The sequence below is a fragment of the Saccharothrix espanaensis DSM 44229 genome, assembly GCF_000328705.1.
GTDB classification, from domain to species: domain Bacteria; phylum Actinomycetota; class Actinomycetes; order Mycobacteriales; family Pseudonocardiaceae; genus Actinosynnema; species Actinosynnema espanaense.
This window is the reverse complement of record NC_019673.1, coordinates 2,440,811-2,464,074: the sequence shown is the minus strand read 5'-3', so window position 1 is coordinate 2,464,074 and position 23,264 is coordinate 2,440,811. Positions and strand designations below refer to the sequence as shown.

General features: G+C 73.8%; 22 protein-coding genes. 7 read left to right on the top strand and 15 right to left on the bottom strand.

Translation table 11 applies throughout. From position 1 onward, the window contains the following. Positions 1-13 precede the first annotated feature (13 nt). The 6 genes from BN6_RS11340 to BN6_RS11315 all read right to left on the bottom strand — a co-directional run bounded on the left by BN6_RS11340 (position 14) and on the right by BN6_RS11315 (position 5,877). Positions 14-886: a DUF3592 domain-containing protein gene (locus BN6_RS11340; RefSeq protein ID WP_015099762.1), complete on the bottom strand. Its 873-nt coding sequence runs from the start codon at positions 884-886 to the stop codon at positions 14-16. 36 nt (positions 887-922) lie between these two features. Further along, positions 923-1,450, bottom strand: coding sequence for a hypothetical protein (locus BN6_RS11335; protein WP_015099761.1), 528 nt, complete (start codon positions 1,448-1,450; stop codon positions 923-925). Positions 1,451-1,740: 290 nt separating this feature from the next. Further along, the gene (locus BN6_RS11330; RefSeq protein WP_015099760.1) at positions 1,741-2,991 is read right to left on the bottom strand and encodes a DUF7224 domain-containing protein; all 1,251 of its coding nucleotides are present in this window, start codon (positions 2,989-2,991) and stop codon (positions 1,741-1,743) included. Next, positions 2,988-4,067: an ABC transporter ATP-binding protein gene (locus BN6_RS11325; RefSeq protein WP_231905208.1), complete on the bottom strand. Its 1,080-nt coding sequence runs from the start codon at positions 4,065-4,067 to the stop codon at positions 2,988-2,990. The genes BN6_RS11330 and BN6_RS11325 overlap by 4 nt, the downstream gene beginning before the upstream one ends. A 56-nt stretch (positions 4,068-4,123) precedes the next feature. Then, positions 4,124-4,756 (bottom strand): response regulator, encoded by a 633-nt coding sequence (locus BN6_RS11320; protein ID WP_041316517.1) that lies wholly within the window; start codon positions 4,754-4,756, stop codon positions 4,124-4,126. Next, positions 4,753-5,877, bottom strand: coding sequence for a sensor histidine kinase (locus tag BN6_RS11315; RefSeq protein WP_148302832.1), 1,125 nt, complete (start codon positions 5,875-5,877; stop codon positions 4,753-4,755). Before BN6_RS11315 ends, BN6_RS11320 begins: the two co-directional genes overlap by 4 nt. Before the next feature lie 109 nt (positions 5,878-5,986). Between BN6_RS11315 and BN6_RS11310 the strand changes: the two genes are divergently transcribed. The 7 genes from BN6_RS11310 (at position 5,987) to BN6_RS11280 (ending at position 13,112) form a co-directional block, all read left to right on the top strand. Next, positions 5,987-6,697: an ABC transporter ATP-binding protein gene (locus BN6_RS11310; RefSeq protein ID WP_051075517.1), complete on the top strand. Its 711-nt coding sequence runs from the start codon at positions 5,987-5,989 to the stop codon at positions 6,695-6,697. Continuing rightward, positions 6,694-8,112, top strand: a complete 1,419-nt coding sequence (locus tag BN6_RS43535; RefSeq protein ID WP_015099755.1) for an FtsX-like permease family protein — start codon at positions 6,694-6,696, stop codon at positions 8,110-8,112. Before BN6_RS11310 ends, BN6_RS43535 begins: the two co-directional genes overlap by 4 nt. Continuing rightward, complete coding sequence (locus BN6_RS43530; RefSeq protein WP_015099754.1) at positions 8,109-8,894, top strand: FtsX-like permease family protein; 786 nt, start codon at positions 8,109-8,111, stop codon at positions 8,892-8,894. The genes BN6_RS43535 and BN6_RS43530 overlap by 4 nt, the downstream gene beginning before the upstream one ends. 34 nt (positions 8,895-8,928) lie before the next feature. Next, positions 8,929-9,867: an efflux RND transporter periplasmic adaptor subunit gene (locus tag BN6_RS11295; protein ID WP_041312585.1), complete on the top strand. Its 939-nt coding sequence runs from the start codon at positions 8,929-8,931 to the stop codon at positions 9,865-9,867. Next, a complete protein-coding gene (locus BN6_RS11290) occupies positions 9,864-10,538 on the top strand; it encodes an ABC transporter ATP-binding protein (protein WP_015099753.1) in 675 nt (224 codons plus the stop codon). The genes BN6_RS11295 and BN6_RS11290 overlap by 4 nt, the downstream gene beginning before the upstream one ends. Further along, complete coding sequence (locus tag BN6_RS11285) at positions 10,535-11,815, top strand: ABC transporter permease (RefSeq protein WP_015099752.1); 1,281 nt, start codon at positions 10,535-10,537, stop codon at positions 11,813-11,815. Before BN6_RS11290 ends, BN6_RS11285 begins: the two co-directional genes overlap by 4 nt. 253 nt (positions 11,816-12,068) lie before the next feature. Next, the gene (locus tag BN6_RS11280; protein ID WP_015099751.1) at positions 12,069-13,112 is read left to right on the top strand and encodes an alpha/beta fold hydrolase; all 1,044 of its coding nucleotides are present in this window, start codon (positions 12,069-12,071) and stop codon (positions 13,110-13,112) included. 128 nt (positions 13,113-13,240) lie between these two features. On the opposite strand, the gene BN6_RS11275 is transcribed toward BN6_RS11280, so the two are convergent. The 9 genes from BN6_RS11275 to BN6_RS11235 all read right to left on the bottom strand — a co-directional run bounded on the left by BN6_RS11275 (position 13,241) and on the right by BN6_RS11235 (position 23,055). Further along, the gene (locus BN6_RS11275; RefSeq protein WP_015099750.1) at positions 13,241-13,795 is read right to left on the bottom strand and encodes a hypothetical protein; all 555 of its coding nucleotides are present in this window, start codon (positions 13,793-13,795) and stop codon (positions 13,241-13,243) included. Positions 13,796-13,917: 122 nt separating this feature from the next. Then, positions 13,918-15,177 carry a cation:proton antiporter domain-containing protein gene (locus BN6_RS11270; protein ID WP_015099749.1) on the bottom strand — a complete coding sequence of 420 codons (1,260 nt, stop codon included), beginning with the start codon at positions 15,175-15,177 and terminating at the stop codon, positions 13,918-13,920. Positions 15,178-15,293: 116 nt separating this feature from the next. Beyond that, on the bottom strand, positions 15,294-16,172 hold the full coding sequence (locus BN6_RS11265; protein WP_015099748.1) for an alpha/beta fold hydrolase: 879 nt from the start codon (positions 16,170-16,172) through the stop codon (positions 15,294-15,296). A 279-nt stretch (positions 16,173-16,451) separates the two neighbouring features. Next, entirely contained in the window at positions 16,452-17,183 is a 732-nt protein-coding gene (locus BN6_RS11260) for an alpha/beta fold hydrolase (RefSeq protein WP_015099747.1), read from the bottom strand. Between the two features lie 41 nt (positions 17,184-17,224). Then, positions 17,225-17,815, bottom strand: a complete 591-nt coding sequence (locus BN6_RS11255; protein WP_015099746.1) for a TetR/AcrR family transcriptional regulator — start codon at positions 17,813-17,815, stop codon at positions 17,225-17,227. A gap of 24 nt (positions 17,816-17,839) precedes the next feature. Then, entirely contained in the window at positions 17,840-18,679 is an 840-nt protein-coding gene (locus tag BN6_RS11250; RefSeq protein WP_015099745.1) for an ABC transporter ATP-binding protein, read from the bottom strand. Then, the gene (locus BN6_RS11245; protein ID WP_015099744.1) at positions 18,676-20,517 is read right to left on the bottom strand and encodes a dipeptide/oligopeptide/nickel ABC transporter permease/ATP-binding protein; all 1,842 of its coding nucleotides are present in this window, start codon (positions 20,515-20,517) and stop codon (positions 18,676-18,678) included. The genes BN6_RS11250 and BN6_RS11245 overlap by 4 nt, the downstream gene beginning before the upstream one ends. Next, a complete protein-coding gene (locus tag BN6_RS11240) occupies positions 20,514-21,455 on the bottom strand; it encodes an ABC transporter permease (protein WP_015099743.1) in 942 nt (313 codons plus the stop codon). The genes BN6_RS11245 and BN6_RS11240 overlap by 4 nt, the downstream gene beginning before the upstream one ends. 64 nt (positions 21,456-21,519) lie before the next feature. After that, complete coding sequence (locus BN6_RS11235) at positions 21,520-23,055, bottom strand: ABC transporter substrate-binding protein (RefSeq protein WP_015099742.1); 1,536 nt, start codon at positions 23,053-23,055, stop codon at positions 21,520-21,522. Positions 23,056-23,264 lie beyond the last annotated feature (209 nt).

Genomic DNA, 23,264 nt, shown 5'->3' with positions numbered 1-23,264 from the left:
TCGGCAGCCTGAGTCAGCGCCCTGAGTCAGCGGCCGGCAGCCAGTCGCTCAGGGCAGGCAGCCGGCGGACCGACACGAAGATCGATTGGTCCCGGGTGGGGTGCTCCGGGTCGTAGAGCACCTGCGCGAGGTTCGGCCCGGTCGGCACGCCCACGTCGGAGGTGTACCTGGTCGCCCAGTGCCGCACGCCCGCGCGGTCCACGAACGCCACCGTGACGGTGGAGCCGACCGTCCGGGTGCCGCCCTCGTCGGACGAGACGCGGGCCTTGACCTCCACGACGTCGGCCGAGACCCGGTAGCCGTGCCGGAGCAGCCGGTCGCGTTCGGCGACCAGCGCGGCCTGCGTCCGGGCGTGCCGGACGGTGAGCAGGAGGGCGGTCGCGGTCAGCAGCAGCATGCCCACCGGCAGCCACCAGTCCGCGTAGTACATCAGCCACCCGAACGGGCCCCACGCCTCGTCCTTGTGGAAGACCGGGTCGACGGCGGTGCCGACGGCCAGCGGCGGCAGCCAGTCCCGGGACGACACCCAGGTCCCGGCTGTGTGCGCGGCGAGCGCGAGCACCAGCGGGAACAGCGGCCTGGTCGGCCGCCCCAGGTAGTTCCGCGCCGCGGTGGCCGCCGTGCCGCCCGCGAACAGCGCGCCGACGAAGCCGAACATGCCCCACATCAGCAGGAACGGCGGCCGTTCGTCGCCGCGGTCGTCGAAGACGCTGTCGACGGCCATGCTCCGGAACATCTCGACCAGCTGGCCGAACCCCAGCCCGGCGACGAAGGCCGCGACCACGGTGACGACCGAGGCCGCCACCACCGCGACGAGCATCCCCGTGCTGCCGCGCCGCGCGTCGAGGCGATCACGCCGGGCCTGTGCGGGGTCCACTGTGTTCACGACGTCCACCTCCGGCCGGCGCGGTGCGTGTTCGGGTCAGGGCAGGAGTTCGAACACCCCGACGTTGTTCGGGTCGTTGCGGTCGATCCGGACGTGGTGCCTGGTGCCGGGAGCGTACTGGGCGAAGGTCATGTCCGGCACGAGGTGCGTGACGGTGGTGCGGTAGGTCGTGCCGTCGGCGCGGGTGACGTCGAGGACCGAGGTGTACTGCGGCTGGGCGGCGACCGTGACGCCGGTCCGGTCCAGGGTGCGCACGACGGCGGTGGCGGGCTCGCCGAACTCGTGCAGCCGGCGCAGGTTCTGCCCGTACTGGTTGGCCAGGCCCTGCTGGCGGATCTGCTCCTCGCCGGGCAGGCTCATGAACTCGACCATCGCGGGGTCCTGGTTCATCAGCTGGAAGCCCTGCGCGGCCATGCCCTGCGTCGGCATCTGCGGCCGGATGTCGTGGCCCTGGCGGGCGGCCTCCTGCTGGAACTGCGCCGCGTGCCACCGGAAGTCCTGCCCGGCCCGCTCGGTCGCCTGCCGGGTGGCGTTGTCGATCTGGTCGCGAAGCTTCTTGAACATCGTGCCCCACCTCTCGAACCGCTGATGTCGTGCACCCATCGTGCGGCGGGCCGCGCCGCTACCGATCACAGGTTTCGAGCGCGGGCGTGCGAGATGATCGACCCCAAGGGGTGGGTGGTCGTGGTCGGTCGGCGATCGTCCAACTGGCTGGACGGTGTCCGGAACCCAGCTGGTCGCGGCTCAGCGGGAGGGCCGGTCAGTCCCGGCTCTTCGACGCCTTCTCGAACTCCTCGGCGGTCAGCTCCTCGCCCTTGAAGTCGAGTGGACGCAACGACGCCGGCGGGTCGGGGTCACGGCACCGGGGGCGCGGGGGTGGTGCAGTCGCCGTGCGCCCGGACCACGTCGGCGTACCACGCGCGCTGCCGGTCGACGTCGCTGCCGACGAGCCGGGCGAGCGGCTCGGCGTGCTCCGGCGGCACCAGGACGGTGGTCGGCACGTCCGGTCGGACGCGGTGCGCGAGCCACGCCCTGAGCAGCACGTCCGCCTGCGCCGCCGGGTACGGGACCGGTTCGTCGCCGTGAGCCGCGCACGCCGGCGGCGACGGCACCAGGCGCTGGGCGAGGTCCGTCACCAGGTAGACCTCGTCGGTGCCCGGACGGACCGGGCCGACGCGTTCGGCCCGGTCCTGCGGGCGCAGGCCGTTGGCCAGGTAGAGGTCCGGCGGCGGTCCGAGGTCGGCGAACAGGGTCCGGTAGCGGCCGATCGCGCCGAGCCAGGCGGCCACGCTCGTCGCGTGCTCCGGCCACATGCACACCGTCACGCCGTCCCGGCTGCCGCACACCTCCGTCGCCCGCCGCGCTTCGGTCGACTGCCCGCCGGTGCCGCGAACCACCGTCACCGCGAGGAACCCGACGACCAGGGTGACGGCGGCGATCGCCACGCTCTGCCCGACCTCGGGCAGCGCCGACACGGCGACCGCCCCGAACGCCAGCGCGACGACCCACAGCCACTGCCCGGCCACGGTCGCCGCGACCGGTTGGGACGCCACGTCGCAGCACTCGTGGCCCAGCGGGCCGAGCCTGGCGACCAGCGGATCGGCGGCGGGCCCGAACGCCAGGCCGAGCCACCCGACCACGGCGACGATCGGAGCCGCCAAGCGGCGGTGCAGTCGACGGCCGGCGGCGGCACCGACGAGCGCGGCGGCCACCACCCACAGCGGTTCCAGCAGCACCACCGACCAGTACGGCGCACGCGTGTCCGGGGCGTTCCACTCCCCGACCGCGACCGCGACGACCCATCCCGCGAGCCCGGCCAGGACCGCCCCGAGGCAGTTCAGCAGCAGCCACGGCACGGGCGAGCGCGGGTAGGTGCGCGCCTCCAGGTCCGAGCCGGCGCGCCGGTCGCGTGACACGTCCCAGGCGGCGAAGGCCGCGACCAGTGGGAGAAGAAGCTCGCCGTGCCGCGGCATCCGGCCGGACGTCCACCCCGGGTCCACGGGCCACGCGTCACCGCGCGTCGCGGCGTAGAGCCCGAGCAGGACCATCATCGGGACCCCGACGCGCGCGCTGCCTCGGCGCAGCGCGATCAGCAGCGGCGTCACTGGGCGTCACCGGTCGCGAGCAGGTCGTCGTACGCGGCGTCGATGTCCGGCCCGCGCACGCCACGGCCGGACGTCAACTCGGCCGTCGTGCCGTGGAACCGCACCACTCCGCCGGCCAGCACCAGCACCCGGCCCGCGGTCTCGGACACGACCTCCGGGGAGCGCGTGCCCACGACGACCGTCCGGCCGTGCCCGGCCAGCCACACCAGTTCGCGCAGGAGCCGGCCGTGCCGGGTGTCCAGGTCGGCCGAGGGTTCGTCGAGCAGCAGCACGGCCGGGTCGTGCACGATCGCCTGGGCGAGGCCGACCCGGGCGCGCAGCCCGCGAGGGAGTTCGGCGACCTTCGCGTCCCTCTTGCCGACCAGGTCGGCGGCGCGCAACGCCGCGTCGACGGCGGCCGGCCGGGCCCGGCGCGGGACGAGCCGCTGCCAGGCGGCGAGGGTCAGGCACTCGGTCACCGTCAGGGTGCCGGGCAGGCCGAAGCCCTGCGGCAGGAACCCGAGCGCGCGGCGGTACCGCCTGCGGTCGCGGGCGCTGTCGACGCCGTCGTGGGCGATGGACCCGGACTGCACGTCGATCGCCGTCGACAGCAGCCCGAGCAGCGTGCTCTTCCCCGCGCCGGCGGGCCCGAGCACGGCGGTGACGCCGGTCGGGAACTCGACGTCGACCTCGCGCAACGCGGCCACGCCACCGAAGTGGTGCGACACCCCCATGACCCGCAACAGGTTCCGTCCTCCGCACGACGACTGGGAACCGACCCTAACCCGCCCAACCGGGAGCGGCGGGAGGGACAGCGGGAAGTTCGGGATGTCGGCCACCGGGTACTTGACCGGCCTGCCGCCCATGACGCCGAGGGGCAGCAGGCCCGAGGCGGCCGAGAACTGGCTGAGCGCGGCCCACGGCAGCAGCCCCAGGGGGTGTCGATCCCGGCCGCCGACACCGCGAGCGGGCCGAACCGGGCCGCGCCGCCCGCCTCCGACGATCTTGCCCGGACGACCCATCATGGTCGGCCGGGTCGCGCTCCGGATCGTCCCGCCGGGGGAAGTTTCCGCTTCCGCGCCCGACCGGACGCTCACCCGCCGGACCACGGCCAGGATGACCGGCGGGGGCGCAGCCGGGGCCTCGGCGGGGTTCAGTCGTCGCGGCCGACCAGTCCGGACCGCCACGCCCACGACGCCACCTCGACCCGGTTGCGGGTGCCGAGCTTGGTCTGGACCGACGCGAGGTGCGTCTTCACCGTCGAGAGCGACAGGTGCAGCCGGGCGGCGATCTCCTGGTTGGTGAGGCCGCGCGCGGCCTCGCGCACCACGTCCCGCTCGCGCGCGGTGAGCGCGTCCGGGCCGGTGCCCGAGCCGCGCCGCGCGAAGTGCGCCAGCAGCCGCACGGTCACGCCGGGCGAGATCAGGGCGTCACCCCGCGCCGCCGCGCGCACCGACTCCACCAGCAGCGCGGGCCCGGCGTCCTTGGTGAGGAACCCGCTCGCGCCGTTCTCCAACGCCGTGTGCACGTACTCGTCGAGGTCGAACGTCGTCACCACGACGATCTTCGACGTCGGGGCGAGCCTCCTGGTCACCTCCAACCCGTCCAGGCCCGGCATCCGGATGTCGAGCAGGCACACGTCCGGCTCCAGCTCGCGCGCCGTGCGCACGGCGGCGACGCCGTCGGGCACGTCGGCCACCACGGTGATGTCCGGCTGCTTCTCCAGGATCATCCGGAACCCGACCCGGACCATCTCCTGGTCGTCGGCGATCAGCACGGTGATCACCGGCGGCCCGCCCACGGCAGTTCGGCGGACACGCGCCAGCCCCCGGCCACCGGCCCGGCGGTGAACCGGCCGCCCAGCAGGCCGACCCGCTCCCGCATCCCGACCAGCCCGTACCCGCCTTCCCGGCGCGCCGCGCCGCCCTCGCCGTCGTCGCTGACCACCAGCCGGACCACGTCCGGTCCGAGGGTCAGCTCCACGTCGACGCCGGTCGCCGCGACGGCGTGCCGGCGGGCGTTGGTGAGCGCCTCCTGCACCAGCCGCAGCAGCGAGCGCCCGACCTCGGGCGGCAGGTCGGCGGGCAGGTCGTAGCGCAGCCGGACCGGCGTGCCGGTCTGCCGCACCCGGTCCACAGCCGCCAGCACGTCCGCCTCCAGGTCCGTCGTGGCCGTCTCCGCGTCACCCTGCCGCAGCGTGCCGACGAGCGTGCGCATGGCTCCCATGGCCTCGGTGCCGCCGGTCACGATCCCCGGCAGCAGGCGGTGCGCCGCGCGCGGGTCGTCGTCGGACACCTCCCAGGCGGCCTGCGCCTGCACGAGCATCCCGGTGAGGTGGTGCGCGACGACGTCGTGCAGCTCGCGGGCCAGCGCCATCCGCTCCTCGCGCTGGGCGTCCGCGACGGCCGACGCCATCCGCACCGCCCGTTCCGCGTCCCGCGTGCGCAGGAACCAGCCCGCGCCGACCGCGAGCGAACCGATCAGCAGCGAGCCGACGATGTTGGTGTCGACGAAGGAGTAGCCATCGCGCGCCACGGCGGCGATGGCGGCGACCGCCATCAGCACGGCCACGCACCCCGCCGCCGCCCGGGGCGTCGCGAACCGCACGACGGCCACGACCAGCGCGCAGCAGGCGACGGTCTCCACGACCGACAACGGGCTGAGCACCGCGTCCAGTCGCACCCCGCCCGAAGCGCCGACCACGGTCGTCGTCAGCACCGACCCGGCCGCCACGGCGGTCGCCACCACGGGCCACCGGAAGGCGACGAGCGCCGCCGCGCACGTCGGCACGGTCGCCAGCCACGTGACGAACTCCAAGCCGGTGAACGGGAGCAGCCAGGCGAACTGCACCACCAGCAGCGCGGTGAGCCCGAGCGCTACCGGCCACTGCCGGCGAAGTCCGTCCACGATGGACACCGTACTGACCCCCGGTGGGACCCGCATCGGTCATCCGGCCGACCCGAAATGGCGTTCCGGCCGAGGTGGGAGCCCTGCCGCGGCGGCGACCATCGTCGCCATGAGTCCGATTCTGACCGCCCGCGGGGTGGTGCGGCGCTACGGCGACGTGCGTGCGCTCGACGGCGTGGACCTCGACGTCCACCGCGGCGAGGTGCTCGCCGTCGTCGGCCCGTCCGGTTCCGGCAAGACCAGCCTGCTGCGCGTGCTGGCGGGGGTGACGACCGCCGACGACGGTCAGGTGCTGCTGTCCGGCCGGTCGGTCGGCCGGCTCACCGAGGCGGAGCGCGGTGTGCTGCGGCGCACCGAGCTGGGGCTGGTGTTCCAGTCCGGGATGCTGGTCGCGGAGCTGACCGCCGAGGAGAACGCGGCGCTGCCGCTGCTGCTCGGCGGGGTCGGCTGGGCGCGGGCGCTGCGGGTGGCCCGGGAGTGGCTCGGGGTGCTCGGGCCGGCCGGGCTGGAGACCCGCCGGCCGGACGCGCTGTCCGGCGGCCAGGCGCAGCGGGTGGCGATCGCCCGCGCCCTCGTGCACCGGCCGGACGTGGTCCTCGCCGACGAGCCGACCGCCGCGCTGGACAGCCGGACGGGCCACGACGTGGTGACCGCCCTGCTCGACGCCGCCCGGGCGACCGACGCGGCCGTGGTGCTGGTCACCCACGACCACCAGGTCGCCCGCCGGGCCGACCGGGTGATCGGGTTCCGCGACGGCCGGGTGGTGGCGGCGGACGAGGTGGGGATCGCACCCGGGGCCGTGGCGGGGGTCGGGCGGTGAGGGTGGCGTTCGCGGTGCTGCGCGGTGACCCGCGCGGCCGGGTCGCGGCTCTGCTGGGCGGGGCCACGACCGCTGTCGGGGTGCTGCTGGTGCTGTGGCTGGTGGGTGCGCCCGCCGCGCTCGACGCGCGGGAGTCCCGGGCCGCGTGGCGGTCGGCGACGGCGGGCGAGGGTCAGGGGGCGCTGACCGTCGCGACCACCCGGGACGAGTTCGGGGGCCGGTGGATCGAGCGGTTCGACGTCACGTCGGCCGGCGGCGCGGTGCCGGTGCCGGCCGGGATCCCGCGCCTGCCCGGCCCCGGCGAGGTCCTGCTGTCGCCCGCGCTGGCGGCCCTGGTGCGGGAGGTGCCCGCCGAGCGGCTCGGCCGGCGGTTCCCCGGTGCGGTGGTCGGGGAGGTGGGCGGCGCGGCGCTGCGCTTCCCGGACGAGCTGGTCGCGATCGTCGGCCACCCGCACGGCACGGTGGCCGGCACGCCCCGGCGCGACCTGGTCGGCGCGCACCGACCGGACGCCGCCGACGTCGGGATGCTGTCCCTGCTCAGCAAGGTCGGACTGGTCGTGCTGGTGGTCCCGTGCCTGGTGCTGGTGGCCTCGGCGGGCCGGCTGACCGCGGCCCGGCGCGCCCGGCGGCTCGCCGCGCTGCGGGTCGCCGGGGCGACGCCGGGGCAGGCGCTGCGGCTCACGGCGGTGGAGGCGGCGGTCGGCGCGGTCCCGGGCAGCGTGCTCGGCGCGGTGGCGGCCGGGCCCGCGAGCCGGTGGGCGGCGGAGGTGCCGTGGGGCGGCGGGACGTGGTTCCCGGCGGACTTCGCCCCGAGCCCGCTCACGGCCGGCGCGGTGGCGGTGCTCGCGTCCGCGCTGCTGGTCGGGGCGGCGGTGCTCGGGCACGTGCGGCAACGGACGGTTAGGCGGGACGCGGCTCCGCTGGGCCCGGGTCGGTGGGGCCTGGGCCGGCGGGGCACGGGTCGGTGGGGCGTCGCCGGGCGGCTGCTGTTCGCGTTGGTGGCGGCCGGGGTGTTCGGCGCGGGCGTGGTCGCCGCCGAGGTGCTCGGGCCGCGCCACCACCACGTCGCGGTGCTGGTCGGGCTGGCCGGCGTCGTCCTGGCCTTGGTGGTCGCCGGGCCGGTGGTGACGGCGCTGGTCGGGCGGGTCGTGCTGCGCGGCCGGCGCGGGGCGTGGGCGCTGCTGGTCGGCCGACGGCTGGCGACCCGGCCGGTGGCGGCGTTCCGGGCGTCGGCCGGGGTGCTGGTCGCGGTGTTCACCGGGTCGCTGGCGTTGACCATGCTGCCGGTGCTGGAGGCCGAGGTGCGGTTCGACGACGGCCAGTGGCGGCCGGGTGCCGTCGTGGCGCACGGCGTCGACGGGCCGTGGCGGGTGGACGTGGCGCGGGAGGTCGTCGGGCCGCGGTGGTGCCGATGACGACCGTGCTCGTCGAGTCGGCCGGCCGGTCGCACAGCGCGGTCGTCGGCCGGTGCGAGGAGGTCGCGACGGTGCTCGCCGGGCTGGTCTGCGCGCCCGGACCGGCCGTGTACGCGCCGGGCCCGCTGGACGGGCCGCTCAAGGTCAAGGACCGGCGGGACCGGTCGACCGTCACGCTGGACGCGCCCGTCCGCAGGTACGACGGCTCGTTGGTCGTGGTGGACCCGGGACTCGCCCCGACGGCCGCCGCGCGACCGGACACCGTGGCGGTCGCGACCACCCCGGACGACCGGGACGTGCTGCGGACCGCGCTGGCCCGGACGCTGCCCGGCGTGGAGCTGACCGACCGGGTGAGCACCGACGCGGTCGGCACCACCCTGCTCGGTGACCTGCGGCGCGCGGTCGTGCTCGGGCTGGTGGTCGCGGCGCTGCTGGGCGGGTTCGGCGCGGCGGTGTCGGCGGTGGGGTCGGTGCTCGACCGGGGCCGGGCGTTCGCCGCGCTGGTCGCGACCGGGACGCCGACCGGGCTGCTGCGGCGGGCGTTGTGGGGCGAGGTGCTGCTGCCGGTGTGCGCGGTGACGCTGGTGGCGTGCGGTGCGGGGTACGCCGTGGGCCTCGGGCTGCTGTCCGTGACGCCGGGGGTCCCGTCCGACGCCCACCCGCCGCCGACGCCCTGGCTCGCCGCTCCGGCCCTGGCCGGGCCGGCCGTCGCGCTGGCAGCGGCACTGGCCGGCGGGGCGGCGCTGCGCCGCGTCGACCCGGTCGAGCAGCACGGCGAATAGCCGACAATCCTCTGTAGACAGTGATGGGAAAACCATGCTCTTCAACAAAATCGTTCCGCTGTGCGCGGCTGCCGTCGTGCTGTGCGGGTGCGGCCGGTCCGACGGCGACGCCCAGAACCCGGAACTAGTGCCGCGCGGCACGCAGCTGACCAAGGTCACCCCGACCCGCCAGGACCTCGCCACGACGGTGAGCCTGGCCGGGACGGTGACCGCCAACCCGACCTACGGCCTGGTCGCCCCGGTCGAGGGGCAGGTCCGGTTCGCCGAGGAGGTCAAGTCCGGCGAGCAGCTCCGGGCCGCCGCCGTGTGGGCGGGCGGCAAGGCGCACAACGTCGACCTGCCTGCGGGCGCGGTGTTCGCCGGGCGGCTGGTGGACGACAAGACCACCGTGACCGCCGGGATGCCGATCGCGTCGGCCAAGCACAACGGCTACGGGATCGTGGCGGACCTCGACGCGGCACAGGCCTACCAGGTCTCGGGCGCGCTCACCGACGTGCGGGCGCAGGTCGTGAACGGTCCCGGCCCGTTCCCCTGCGCGGTGCTCGGGTCGATCGCCGCGCTGCCGGCGGGCACCGCTCCCCCGCCGCCCGCCACCACACCACCGGACCAACCCACCCGGCAGCGGGACGAACCGGCCGGGCGCGAGGAGTCGACGAGCGGGCCGACCGGGCTGCGCGTGACGTGCACCGCGCCCGCCGGCGTGACGCTGATCAACGGGGCCGCGGCGAAGCTGGAACTGGTCACCGGGCGGTCGGCGAACGCGCTGGTCGTCCCGGTCGAGGCGGTCGCGGGCAACCGGGAGCGGGGCAAGGTGGACGTGCTCGCCCCGGACGGCTCGCGGCGCACCACCGACGTGGCCCTCGGGCTCACCGACGGCAAGGTGGTCGAGGTGGTGTCCGGGCTGGCCGGCGACGAGGAACTGGCCGTGCCGGGCCCGGACCTGGCCGACCCGACCACGGGTGCCGGCCGGTGACCGAGTTGATCCGGATGCGCGGCGTCAGCCGGACGTTGACCGGTCAGGGCGAACCCCGCGCGGTGCTGTCGGGCATCGACCTGACGATCCGCGGTGGGCAGAGCGTGGCCGTGGTGGGCCGCTCGGGCTCGGGCAAGAGCACCCTGCTCAGCCTGCTGGGCCTGTTCGACCGCCCGGACGGCGGCACGTACCTGTTGCGCGGCAAGGACATCACCCACCTGCCGGAACGCCGGGCCGCCGCGCTGCGCAGCGCGGGCTTCGGCTTCGTCTTCCAGCGCTTCCTGCTGCTCAACCACCTCACCGCCGCGCAGAACGTGGCCATGGCGCTGGTCAACGGCCAGGGTTGGCTGACCCGGCGGCAGCGCAGGGCGAAGGTCCTCGCGGCGCTCGACCTCGTCGGCGTGGCGCACCTCGCCGGGCACCGGCCGCCCCGGCTGTCCGGCGGTGAGCAGCAGCGCGTCGCGATCGCCCGCGCGCTGGTGCGCGAACCGGAGGTGCTGCTGGCCGACGAGCCGACCGGCGCGCTGGACACCGAGACCGGCAACCTGGTCGTGGAGGTGCTGCGCGGGGCCGCGCGGCGCGGTTGTGGCCTGGTCCTGGTCACCCACGACCGCGAGCACGCCGACAAGATGGACACGGTGCTGGAACTGGTCGAAGGACGGCTCACGTGACGCTCTCCGGCGGTGTCCGCTCCGCGCTGGTGATCGCCGGGCAGGGGATCCGCGCCCACAAGCTGCGCACGTTCCTGTCCGTGCTCAGCCTGTTCCTGGGCGTGCTGGCGGTGCTGACCGTGCAGGCCGGCGCGGAGATCGCGGAACGGGCCGTGGTCGGCGGCGTCGAGCTGACCCGGGGCCGGGACGGCACGCTGCTGATGCGCGTGCCGGAACGGGGGTCCGCGCCGGAGATCGTCGAGCGGACCCTGACCGGGCGCTCCGACGGGGTCGCGACCTCGGGCCTGCGCGCGGTCGTCGGCGAACCCGGCGTGCGGCCGATCAACGACGGCGGTGGGCCGTTCGACCGGCCGCGCGGCGGGAACCGGTGCCCCGAGCCGGGGTGCACCGGGGCCGACCGCGAGGCCGACGGCCAGGCGATCGAGGTGACCCTGCGGGCGGTGACCGGTGACGTCCGGGTGTTCCGGCCGTTTCGCACGGTCTCCGGGCAGTGGCTGGACTTCACCGCGGCACCCTCGCTCGCACCGGGCATCGTGCTCAACGAGGAGGCGGCGAAGGGCCTGCGCCAGTACCGGATCCCGGCCGAGCTGTCGGTGCCCGGCGCGTCCGCCCACCTCACGCCGAGGGTGCTCGGCGTCGTCGCGGACGGCCAGGCCGAGCCCACCGCGTACCTGCGGACCGACGAGCTGCGCGCCTGGCTGCCCCGGACCCCGGAGGTCGACCCGGCCCGGGGCGGCTCGTCGATCGAGGTCCTGTTCAGCCCCGACGCCGGCGAGCTGGCGCGGACGTTGAGCGCCCGCCTGGTCGCCGCGGGCGTGGACGCCGAGCAGGTGCGCGTCACCAGGATCGACGCGCGCGAGGACATGGAGACCCAGCTCGCGCTGGTGCGGTGGATCTTCCTGGGCATGGCGGCGCTGGTGCTGCTGATCGGCGTCGCCGGGATCCTCAACGTCGGCCTGGCCACGGTCGGCGAGCGGGTCGAGGAGTTCGCGCTGCGCCGCGCGGTCGGCACGCCCCGCCTGCTGCTGGCCGCGATCGTGCTCGCCGAGACCCTGCTGACCGGCCTGTGCACGGCCGGCGCGGCGATCGGGGTGGGCGTGGTGGGCCTGCGCGCGAGCGCGGCGGTGATCGGGCACCCCGCGCTGGACGGGGTCGCGTTCCCGTGGCAGGCGGGCGTGGCCGGGGTGGTGGCGGGCCTGGTCGCCGGCGTGCTCGGCGGCCTGGTGCCGGCGATCCGCGCCGCGCGCATCCCGATCGCGGCGGTCATGCGCGCGTGAGCGGAGCCCGGCGCCGTGCGGACACCACGGCCGTCGGTCGCCGCCGATCGTGATGCCCGGCACCGGGATCGGCGGCGCGGTGACCAGTTCCCGTTCGTGCGCCTCGCACTGCGCCCCGCACTGCGCCAGGCCGAGCCGCCACCGGCGCGAGGTGGAACGCGCGATGGGCCGCGCGCCTGGCGGGCCGACGCCCGGTGAGGCAGATTGGACCCGGAGACTGCGAGCAGGTCTCACGTTCCGCCGCCGGAGAGAAATGGGACCACCCGTGACCGAAACCCAGTACCACGAACTCGGTGACTTCACGTTGCAGCACGGCGCGACCCTGCGCGGCGCGCGCCTGGCCTACACGACCTACGGAACCCTGAACGCCGACAAGTCCAACGCCGTGGTCTACCCCACCTGGTACTCCGGCCGGCACTGGGACAACGAGTGGCTGATCGGCCCCGGCATGGCGCTCGACCCGGACCGGTACTTCGTCATCGTGCCGAACATGCTCGGCAACGGCCTGTCCACCTCGCCCAGCAACACCACCGGCGGCTACGCCGGGCCGCGCTTCCCGCACGTGACCTTCCACGACCAGGTCCAGGCGCAGCACGACCTGGTCACGCGGCACTTCGGCATCCGCCGCCTGGCGCTGGTCACCGGCTGGTCGATGGGCGCGGGTCAGACCTACCAGTGGGCGGTGAGCCACCCGGACGTGGTCGAGCGGATGGCCCCGTTCTGCGGCTCGTCCCGGACCAGCGTGCACAACCAGGTGTTCCTGGAGGGCGTGAAGGCCGCGCTGACCGCCGACTCGGCGTTCGCCAACGGCTGGTACGGCGACACCCTGCCCGTCGTCGGCCTGCGGGCCGCCGCGAGGGTGTACGCGGGGTGGGGGTTCTCGCAGGCGTTCTACTGGGACCGGGAGTACGAGAAGCTCGGCTACTCGTCGCTGGAGGACTTCCTGGTCGAGTTCTGGGAGGGCTTCTTCCTCGACGGCCGCGACCCCAACGACCTGCTCGCCATGCTGCGCACGTGGCAGACCGGCGACGTCGGCCTGACCCCCGGTTTCGGCGGCGACACCGAGGCGGCGCTGCGCTCGATCCGGGCGACCGGGATCGTCATGCCCGCCGAGAAGGACCTGTACTTCCCGCCGGAGGACGAGGCGTGGGCGGTGAGCCACCTGGCCGACGCCGAACTGCGCGTCATCCCGGGAACGTGGGGCCACTTCGCCGGCTACGGCAGCAACGACGTCGACACCCGGTTCATCGACACCGCCCTGCGCGAACTCCTCGCCCGCCCCGGCGGCCTGGGCTGACCGGACGGCGACACGCCGACGACCGGACCGGGACCGCGCACGACCCGGTCGTCGGCATCCGTCCTCACTGGACTGTCCAACTCGAACCACACGTGACACGTCAGCCCGGAAACTCCCCCAGACGACCCCTAGGCGGGCAGGCGGTGGTACCCGGCCGCCCGCAAGCGCTGCGTGGCGCGGACGTCGATGCTCACCCGGACCTGGTTCGCGTCCGTCGAGTCACCGCCCAGCGCGCCGAGTGCGATGATCACGAAGCCCAGCGTGCGCAGCAGCATCGCCCACCCCGCCTTGGCCAGGCCGACCCGGCTGCCGTCCTTGATCCGGACCAGGCGGGTGCCCGCCAGCAGCGCGCCCAGGCCGCGTCCGCCACCGTAGAACCAGCCGTACAGCAGCGGCACCACCACAAGTCCCGCCGCGCCGATCACGGCCGCGCCGACGGCCGGGTCGGCGTACGCGGGCGCGGCGGTGTAGTACGCGGCGGCGGCACCGATGGCGATGGCCGTCACGAGCAGGAAGTCGACCAGCCACGCCAGGATGACCGCGCCCCAGGTCGCCTCGACGTAGAGGGTCCCGTCGGTGAACGCCTGGATGCGTTCGGCCGCTCCCCTGCCCACCGCCTCGGACGCCTGCGAACGCACGAGTTTCAGGGGGCGCGGGCGGCTGCCCGGCTCGTCGGTGCTCATCGTCGTGACCTCTCCTAGTACCCGGCCCCGACGATATGTCGCCGGCTCCGGCCGAGGGAGCCGTTTCGGCCACTGTGGAGTGTCCGTCGGGCCACACCCGATCACCGACGGCGTCCGCTCGGCTACCGCGCGTCCGGAGCAGGTGCCGCGCCACGCGCGGACCAGCGCGCCAGCAGGGGGAAGCCCAGGCCGTGCAGCACGACGCTGCTCAGCACGCACATCACCGTGACCACCAGGATCGTGTCGGCCGCCGGTCCGTCGGGCAGGCCGTTGAACGCGAGCAGGCCGAACACGATCGACGTCGTGCCGCGCGGGCCGAGTGCGGCGACGAGCAGCCGCTCCCGGCCGGTGAATCGGGTGCCGATCAGCACCAGGAGCACCGGGACCGCGCGGACCAGGGTGAGGGCGGCCAGCGCGAACAGCAGGGCCTGCCACGAGAAGCCCCACGACATGATCAGCACCGCGCACATGCCGACCACCAGCCACATCGTCATGCCCAACTGGGCGCTGACGTCCTCCAGCAGGTGGAAGTCGTGGCGGGACCGGGCCAGCGCCTCGGCGGTGCCCCGCTGCCGGGCCTTGCGGGCGATGAACACCCGGTGCGCGAAGCGGAACGCGATACCGCTGACGAACGAGGCGACGAACCCGTTGCCGCCGACCGCGACGGTGGTGAAGAAGGTCAGCAGCGGCACGACGAGCACGAGGATCCGGCGGGACTGCTCGGTCATCCACCCGGCGGTCGCGCACACGTCCATCAGCCAGCCGAGCACGGCTCCGACCAGGAACCCCACCACGATCGCCTTGATCGCGAACGGGATCACGGTGGCCAGCGCTTCCAGCGGTGTGCGCTCCTGGTACAGGTCGCCGGCCAGGATCATGGCGAACAGGAAGATCGGCGTCACGATGCCGTCGTTGTAGCCGCCCTCGATGTTGAGCACGTTGCGCACCCGCGCGGACAGCCCCCGGTGCCGGACGACCTGCTCGGCCGGCGCGAAGTCGATGGGCACCACGACGCACCCGAGCACCAGCAGCACCGGCCACGGCACGTCCGGCAGCAGGGCGGAGCCCAGCAGCGCCGCCAGCGCCAGGCTCAGCGGCAGCGCGACCAGCAGCAGGCGGGCGGCCGTGCCGGGGTGGTTGCCCCACAGGCGTCCGCCGCGCACCTCGGTCGCGTCGACGAACAGCAGGACGGCCAGGATGATCTCGGCGACGAACTCCGCGGTCGAGGTGTTGAGCGCCAGCGCGAACTCGTCGCCGACGACGAACCCGAGCAGGACCCCGGCCACCACCATCACCATGGGTGCGCCGATGTGCCACCGGGCCATCCGGTGGGCGGTCAGCGACCAGAGGACGATGGCGGTCAGCCCGAGGATCACAGTCATCGCCGGCCAGTTTCGCACGTCCGCGCGGGGCCGGCGGTCGGCGGCGGGCGGGCCGCCGCCGGACGCCTCCCCTGGGGCACGCCAGAAATGTGCCCAGAAATGTGCCTTAGTTCACTCTATTGTGTACTCAACGCGCTGCGGGTGCGGGCGTTCGCGTCGATGATGTCGACCAGTTCCGGCAGCAGCACGGCGGGCAGGTCGTGGCCCATGTCGGGGAACTCCCGGTAGGTGGACCCGGAGACGAGCTCGTGCGTGGTCCGGCCGCCGCTGACGTCGATCAGGGCGTCCTCGGCACCGTGGACGACGGCGGTGGGCAGGTCGAGTTCGCGCAGGCGCGGCGTGCGGTCCACGGCGGAGAGGATCGCGGCGAACTGGCGCTGCGCCCCGCGCGGGTGCAGGCCGCGGTCGAAGGAGTCCGCGGCGAACTGCCGGCGGCGCGGGTGCTCGGCCTCGGCGTGCGTGCGGGAGCCGATGACGGTGTAGACGTTCGTGATGTGGTCGATGGCCGCCTCGCGCTCGGTGGGCGTGGGCTCCTGCACCGCGGCGACGGCTTCGGGAGTCGGGTAGCCGACCAGGGGGTTGCCGGTGGTGCTCATGATCGAGGTCAGGGTGGCGGCGCGCTCCGGGTGGTGGATGGCGATCAGCTGGGCGACCATGCCGCCCATCGACGCGCCGACGACGTGCGCCCGCTCGATGCCCAGGTGGTCGAGCAGCCCGACGGTGTCGGCGGCCAGGTCGACCAGGTGGTAGGCCGGGCCGCCGCCGGGCGGGACGGTGGCGGCGATCTTGTCCGACCGGCCGCAGTCGCGGTTGTCGAAGCGGATCACCCGGTAGCGGCGCTCGCCGAGCTCGCGCACGAGTTCGTCGGGCCAGAGGATCAGCTGCGAGTTCAGGCCCATGATGAGCAGCAGCGGTTCGCCGCCGGGGTCGCCCTCCTCGCGGTACCACAGCCGGATGCCGTTGGTGGGGGCGTACGCACCGGGTTCTTCGGGCATGACTCGGGTTCCTCCTCGACCGGGACTCGCGGACGACCGTCCGTTGTGGACGTCTGGTCGGGTGCGACCGCCGCGACGACCCATCGTCGCCGGCGGCCGCACCCGACCGGAACCGCGCTCACCCGGCTGCCGGGGCGAATCACCCTCCCGGTTCAACACCCCGACCCGGGCCCGCCGCCTTGTGCAGCAACGCCTCGCGGGCCGACCGGAGCAGATCTGTGAATCGCCGCGACCACTCGGCGGCTCTCCGCGAAACGGCGGTGCCGGGTCCCGGCGAGGTCAGATCCCGAGGAACCCGAAGGCGGCGGCGCGGAACTCGTCGCCGGTCAGGGCTCCGAAGTGGTCGCCCGGCACGTGCTCCAGGCGTGCCCCGGGCACCCGCGCGACGATCTGCTCGATGCCCTGCGCCATCTGGTCCTCCTGGCCCGCGACGAACAGCGTCGGCACGTCGGGTGCGCTCGACGCCGGGTCGAACGGCTCCCGGGCCAGGCCCTCGACCACGCGCAGCAGCGACTCGGCGTCCTGGCCCTCGCCGGTCACCATGCCGGTGATGATGCCGGTCAGCGGGTCGGTCGGGCGCGGTCCACCGTGGACGGCGGCACGGGCGGCGGCCAGGTCGACCGCGCCGAAGGGCTCCATCGGGCTCAGGCCGCCGAGCACGAGCCGGCGCACCCGCAGGGCCTTGCCGGCCGCCAGGTCCCACGCCAGGCGCGCGCCCAGCGAGTAGCCGACCACGTCGACCTCGTCGGCGTCGACGCCCGCGGCGACGCGCTGGAGCAGGTGCGCGGTGGTCACCTCGTCGGGCGTGGCGACGGCCGGGCCGCCGCCGTGTCCGGGCAGGTGCACCACGACCGCCTCGCGGCCGGCCGCGGCCAGCGGGGCGGCCCAGCGCTCGGCGGGCCAGTCGGAGTCGCCGGTGGCGGCGAAGCCGTGCAGGAGCACGACGGGCGGGCCGGTGACCTCGGCGGTGGGGCGGGTGCGGGTGACCGGCAGCGCGACGACACTTGTCATTCTACGAGTGTAGACAAAAAGGCCGGACCGGTCCAGGCAGGTCAGCCCGCGATCCGGACCATCAACCCGTCGATGTAGGCGGTGTAGCGCTGCACCAGGTCGCCCACCGCGTACATCAGGCCGGCCACGTTCGCGCCGATCGTGACCGAGATGATCTCGTCCGCGAGCACGCCGACCGCCGCGTCCTCCGGCGACTCGCCGGCGCCCCGCGCGGCCGCGACCCGGACGCACAGCTCGGCCCGCCACGTGGTCAGCAGGTCGCGGTAGCGGCGCGCCAGGTCGGGGTTGGCGACCGAGTGCTCCCACAGCACCAGCAGCACCCGCGCGGAGGTGATCTGGTGCGGCTCCAGCGGCATCGCGGCGGTGACGAACCCCCGCAGCGACTCCACCGCACTCGCGTACGGGCCCAGCTCGGACATGTGCTGCGCGGTCGCCTGCAGGACGCTCTCGAACGTCGCCGCGATGATCTCGTCCTTGCTGGCGAAGTAGTGCTTGAGGGCGCCGTTGGCGAAACCGGCCGCGGCGACGATGCTGCGCATCGTGGCCGCCTCGAAGCCACCCTCGGCGATGAGCTTCTTGGCGACCTCGACGATCTCGCGGCGCCGCTGGTCGTGGTCGATGACCTTCGGCATGGTGACGACTCTAATGCACGCAGGTCACGCCGAGTCCCGAAGGCCGAGCCAGGCGGCTCGGCGTTCGGCCTGGCGGGCCGGGTCGGCGACGGGCGCGGCGAGCAGCAGCCGCCGCGTGTAGGGGTGCTCCGGGTCCTGCGTGACCTGCGCGGTGTGCCCGGACTCCACGATCTCGCCGTGGTACATCACCGAGACGCGGTGGCAGATCCGCCGCACGACGCCGAGGTCGTGCGACACGAACAGGTACGACACGCCGGTGTCGCGCTGGAGGTCGATGAACAGGTCCAGGATCGTCGCCTGGGTGGTCAGGTCGAGCGCGCTGACCGGCTCGTCGCAGACGATCAGCCGGGGCCTGCGGACCAGCGCCCGCGCGATGGCGATGCGCTGCCGCTGGCCGCCGGAGAACTCGCTCGGGTACCGGTGCACCGAGTCCGCGGGCAGCCGCACGTGGTCGAGCATCTCGGCGACCACCGACCGCGCCTGGGCCTTGGACGTCCCGCCCACCTGGAGCGGTTCGGCGAGCACCTCGCCGACGGTCATCGTCGGGTCCAGCGACCCGTACGGGTCCTGGAACACGACCTGGATGTCGTTGGCCAGCCGCCGCCGCTCGGCACCCTTGGCGTGGGTGATGTCCTTGCCGTCGAAGGAGATCCGGCCGGACGCGACGGCGGCCAGGCCCAGCACGGCCTTGCCCAGCGTCGACTTGCCCGAGCCGCTCTCCCCGACCAGCCCGACGCACTCGCCGGCCCCGACCGAGATCGACACGCCCTTGAGCGCGCGCAGCTTGAGCTTGCGGTGCAGCCGGTAGTCGACGACCAGGTCCTCCACCGCGAGCAGCGGTGCGGCGTCCTCGGGCGCGATCATCGTGCGTCGTCCTCTCCACCCACGTGCGCGGCGACGGCCGGGGCGACCCGCGCCCAGTCCTCGTCCAACTGCTGCCGGTCCTCGACGTCGTCCAGCGACGCGCTGATCAGCTCCGCCGTGTAGGGCTGTTCGGCGTTGTTGAAGATCCGGTCCACCGGACCGGTCTCCACGATCCGGCCGTCCTTCATCACCACGACCCGGTCGCAGATGTCCGCGACGACGCCGAAGTTGTGCGTGACGATCACCAGCGTCATCCCGTACTCCTGCTGCAACTCGCGCAGCAGCTCCAGCACCTCGGCCTGCACGGTCACGTCGAGCGCGGTCGTCGGCTCGTCGGCGACCAGCAGCGACGGCCGCCCGGCCACCGCGCCCGCGATGAGCACGCGCTGCGCCATGCCGCCGGAGATCTGGTGCGGGTAGGACCGCAGCACCCGGTCCGGGTCGGTGATCCCCACCCGGACCAGGACCTCCCGGGCCCGCGCGCGGGCCGCGTCCTTGGACAGGCCGTGCACGTGCCGCAGCGGCTCGACGAGCTGGCGCTCGACCGTGTAGCACGGGTCGAGGTTGCTCATCGGCTCCTGCGGCACGTAGCCGATCGAGCGGCCCAGCAGCGCCGCCCGCTCGCGCGCGGGCAGCTTGCCGACCTCCTTGCCGCCGACCCAGATGCCGTCGGCGACCGCCGTGCCGCCCGGCGGCAGCAGGTCGAGCACGGTGAAGATGGTCTGCGTCTTGCCGGAGCCGGACTCGCCGACGATGCCGAGCACCTCGCCGGCCGCGGCGTCCAGGGACACCCCGCGCACGACCTCCTTGACCCCGTTCTGGGTCGCGTAGCCGACCCGCAGGTTCTCCACCCGCAGGACGCTGTCCGCCGTCTCGTGCTGGTGCTCGCCGCTCGCGACGCGCTCGGTCAGGTCGGCGGCGGCCGGTGCGGCCAGCGCCTCGCGCACCCGCGTGCGGGCCCGCCGGGTGGGCTGCTCGGAGCGGACGCTGACCAGGTCGGCCAGGGTCGACCCGATGAACGCCAGCGCGGCGATCGTGACGCCCAGGGCGATCGACGGCCACAGCAGGATCAGCGGGTAGGTGAGCATGGTCTGGAAGCCGTCGTTCATCATCTGGCCCCAGCTCGGCGTGGAGGCCGAGCCGATGCCGAGGAACTGCAGACCCGCCTGCATGCCGATCGCGATGCCGGCGGTCAGCGCCGTCTGCACCAGGACCGGCGCGTAGACCGCGCGCAGCATGTGGGTGCGCAGGATCCGGACGTTGGTCACGCCCGCGACGCGCGCGGCGTCGATGTAGGGCTCCTTGCGCACGGCCAGCGCCCGCGCCCGGGTGATCCGGTAGTAGCCGGGGGCCAGGAAGATGCCCAGGGTGACCATGAGGATCGCGAAGTTCTGGCCGAAGCCCGCCGCGACCACCAGCAGCACGATCATGCCGGGGACCGACTGGAGGGCGTCGCTGATCCAGGACAGCGCCCGGTCGGTCTTGCCGCCCGCGTACCCGGCCAGCACGCCCGTGGGCACGCCGAGCAGCAGGCCCGCACCACAGGTGATGACGGCGCCGAACAACGTGGTCTGCGCGCCGTAGAGCAGCCGGCTGAGGATGTCGCGGCCGGCCGAGTCGCCGCCGAGCAGGTGCCCGTTGCCCGGTTCGGCGTGGGTGAGCGTGAACTGCACGAAGTTGGGGTCGAACGGCGCGAGCCACGGTGCGAGCAGCGCGGCGGCGACGATGACCAGCATGACCGCGAGCGCGATCACGCCCAGCGGGCGGCGCAGGTAGCGCCGCGTCAGCGAGATCCGTTTGACGGGCGCCAGCGTGGTGGGGAAGGGGGCAGCGGTCATCGGTCGCGCACCTTCGGGTTGACCCACCCGAGCAACAGGTCGAGCAGGAAGTTGACGATGACGACGAACACCACGGTGACGGCGGTCAGGCCGAGCAGCACCGGGATGTCCCCGATCTGCGACGCCGACTGGGTCAGGCTGCCGATGCCGGGCAGGTTGAACACGATCTCGACGACGATGGCCCCGCCGAGCAGTCCGACGAACATCAGCGCGAGCACGGTCAGCGCCGCGGGGGACGCGTTGCGCAGCACGTGCGTGGTGACGCGGCGGCCGGAGAGCCCGCGCGCCCGCAGCGTGCGCACGAAGTCCTGGTTGGTCACCTGGAGGAAGCCGTTGCGCAGCTGCTCGGCCACCATGACGATCGCGCCGAGCGCCAGCGAGACCGACGGCAGCGTGATGGAGCTCAGCCACCCGCCGACGGACTGGTCCGGCGAGACGTACCCGACCGCCGGGAACCACTTCAGGTTGATGGCGAACCAGGTGACCAGCACGAGGCTGATCCAGAACCCGGGCAGCGCGAAGAGCACCACGGACGCGAGCTTGAGCGCCCGGTCGAGCAGCCCGCCGGGGCGCAGCCCGCAGACGATGCCCACGGCCACGCCGATGACCGCCGAGAGCAGGGTCGCGAACACCACCACCGACAGCGTCACCGGGACGCGTTGCAGCAGCTGGTCGTTGACCGGCAGGAAGGTGCGCCACGAGCTGCCGAAGTCGCCGGTGGCGGCGTGCGAGAGCCAGTCCCAGAACTGGACCAGCAGCGGCCGGTCGTAGCCGATCTTGGCGCGCAGGGCGTCCTGCTGGGTGGCGGTGGCGCTGGCGCCGAGCAGGCCGAGGGTGGGGTCCCCGACCGCCAGGTGTGCCAGGAAGAACGTGCCGCTGGTGACGACCACGAGCAGCACGATCCCGGACAGCAGGCGTTTCGCGATGAAGGACAGCATAGTCAGTCGGCTCCTCACCGGCGGGCCCGTCCGATGTGGACGGACCCGCCGGAGCACGGGCGCGTCAGCCGCGCTGGATGAACCGCAGCGTCGGGAACATCATGCCGGTGACCGGCGTCACCGTGATCCCCTTGACGCTGAAGTAGGTGTTGTTCGCCTGGTACCAGGGGGCCCACCAGGCCTGGTCGACGAGCTTGCCGTTGAGCTGCTTGAGCAGGTCGACCTGCGGCTGGCCCGGCTCCGCCTTCTCGACCTGGTCGACCAGCGCCTTGATCTCCGGGAAGACGTCGACGGCCGGGTTCGGGTTGTACCACTGGGCGGTGGTGACCTGGTCGGTGAGGGTGGCCATGTCGTTGCCCGCCAGGGCGATCACCGCGAGGAACATCGGGTAGGTCGGCGCGTTCTTCTGGTAGTCGGGCATGGCCATGTCCTGCCACTCGACCTTGATGCCCAGCTCGCCGAAGGTCTGGTTGGCGGCCGGCTGCCAGGCGGCGAAGATCGGCGACATCGGCATCTTGACGGTGAAGCCGTCCGCGTAGCCGGCGTCCTTGAGCAGCTGCTTGGCCTTGGCCATGTCGGTCTTGTACTTGTCGTTCATCGACTTGTCGTAGACCTGCGCGTCGACCGAGAACACCTGGTTGGTCACGGTGCCGGAGTCGTTGCCGACGGCCTTGAGGATGCCCGCCGAGTCGAACGCGTAGCTGATCGCCTGCCGGACCTTCTGGTCACCCAGCGCCTTGACCTGGGAGCCGGTCCGGTCGGCGAACTGCACGCCGACCCAGGAGGCCGCCTTGGAGGCGATGTTCCAGCCGTTCTCCTTGGCCTTGGCGAGGTTGGCCGCGTTGGCGAACTGGAGGTTGAGCTGGCCGGAGAGCATCGCGTTGAAGCTGGCCGTCTGGTCGGTGATCGGGAACAGCTTCACCGACGTGAACGGGTAGGTCGCGGTGTCCCAGTGGTCGGTCTTCTTGGTGAAGACGTACTGCGACTGCGGCGCGGAGTTGGCCTTGTCGTACTTGTAGGGGCCGGACCCGACCGGACCGTTGGCCAGGGCGTTGGCCTCGAGCGCGGCGGGCGAGGCCATCCAGCTGCGGCCCAGGCCCATCTGGTAGAGCAGCGCGTCGTCCCGCTTGGACAGCGTGATCTCCAGCGTCTCCGGGTCCTTCGCGGCCGCGTCGGCGACGTTGAGGTAGGCCTGGCTGGAGCGGACGCCGGCCTTGAGGTGCTTGATGTTCGCGACCGCCGCGGCGGCGTCGAACTTCTGGCCGTCCTCGAAGGTGACGCCCGTGCGCAGCTTGGCGGTCAGGGTCAGGCGGTCGGCGGACCACTCCCAGGAGGAGGCCAGCGCCGGCACCGGCTTGCCGTCCTTGTCCAGGGCCACCAGCGGGTCGTAGACCGCGGAGAGGTACGGCCCGTCGAAGCCGATGTCGGCGATGGCCGGATCCCATGAGGTCACGTCGAGGAACACCCCGGCCTTGAGCTCGTCCACAGCCGCGTTGCCGGCGGCGTTGCCGCCACCGGTGCCTGAGCTGGTACATCCGGCGAGCGCGGTAGCCGCCGCGGCGACTAGCGCGACCAGTGCCGCTGTCCGGTTCCTCGTCATGGAGTCCTTCTCTCGGGTGATGGACTGCCGGCGTGGGCCGCGTTCCGCTGGGGCGGGTCGGTCCGCGCCTGGTGCATTCTTAGATCAAGAGGTGAGACCTGGCTCACCGTGGTGCGGGTTAGTCTACGTTCGTCGGCAAAAAAATCAACGGTTGACCGACTACAATTCGTCGCGGAAGTAACGGACTGTCAACGTTTTGGCCGCGAGAA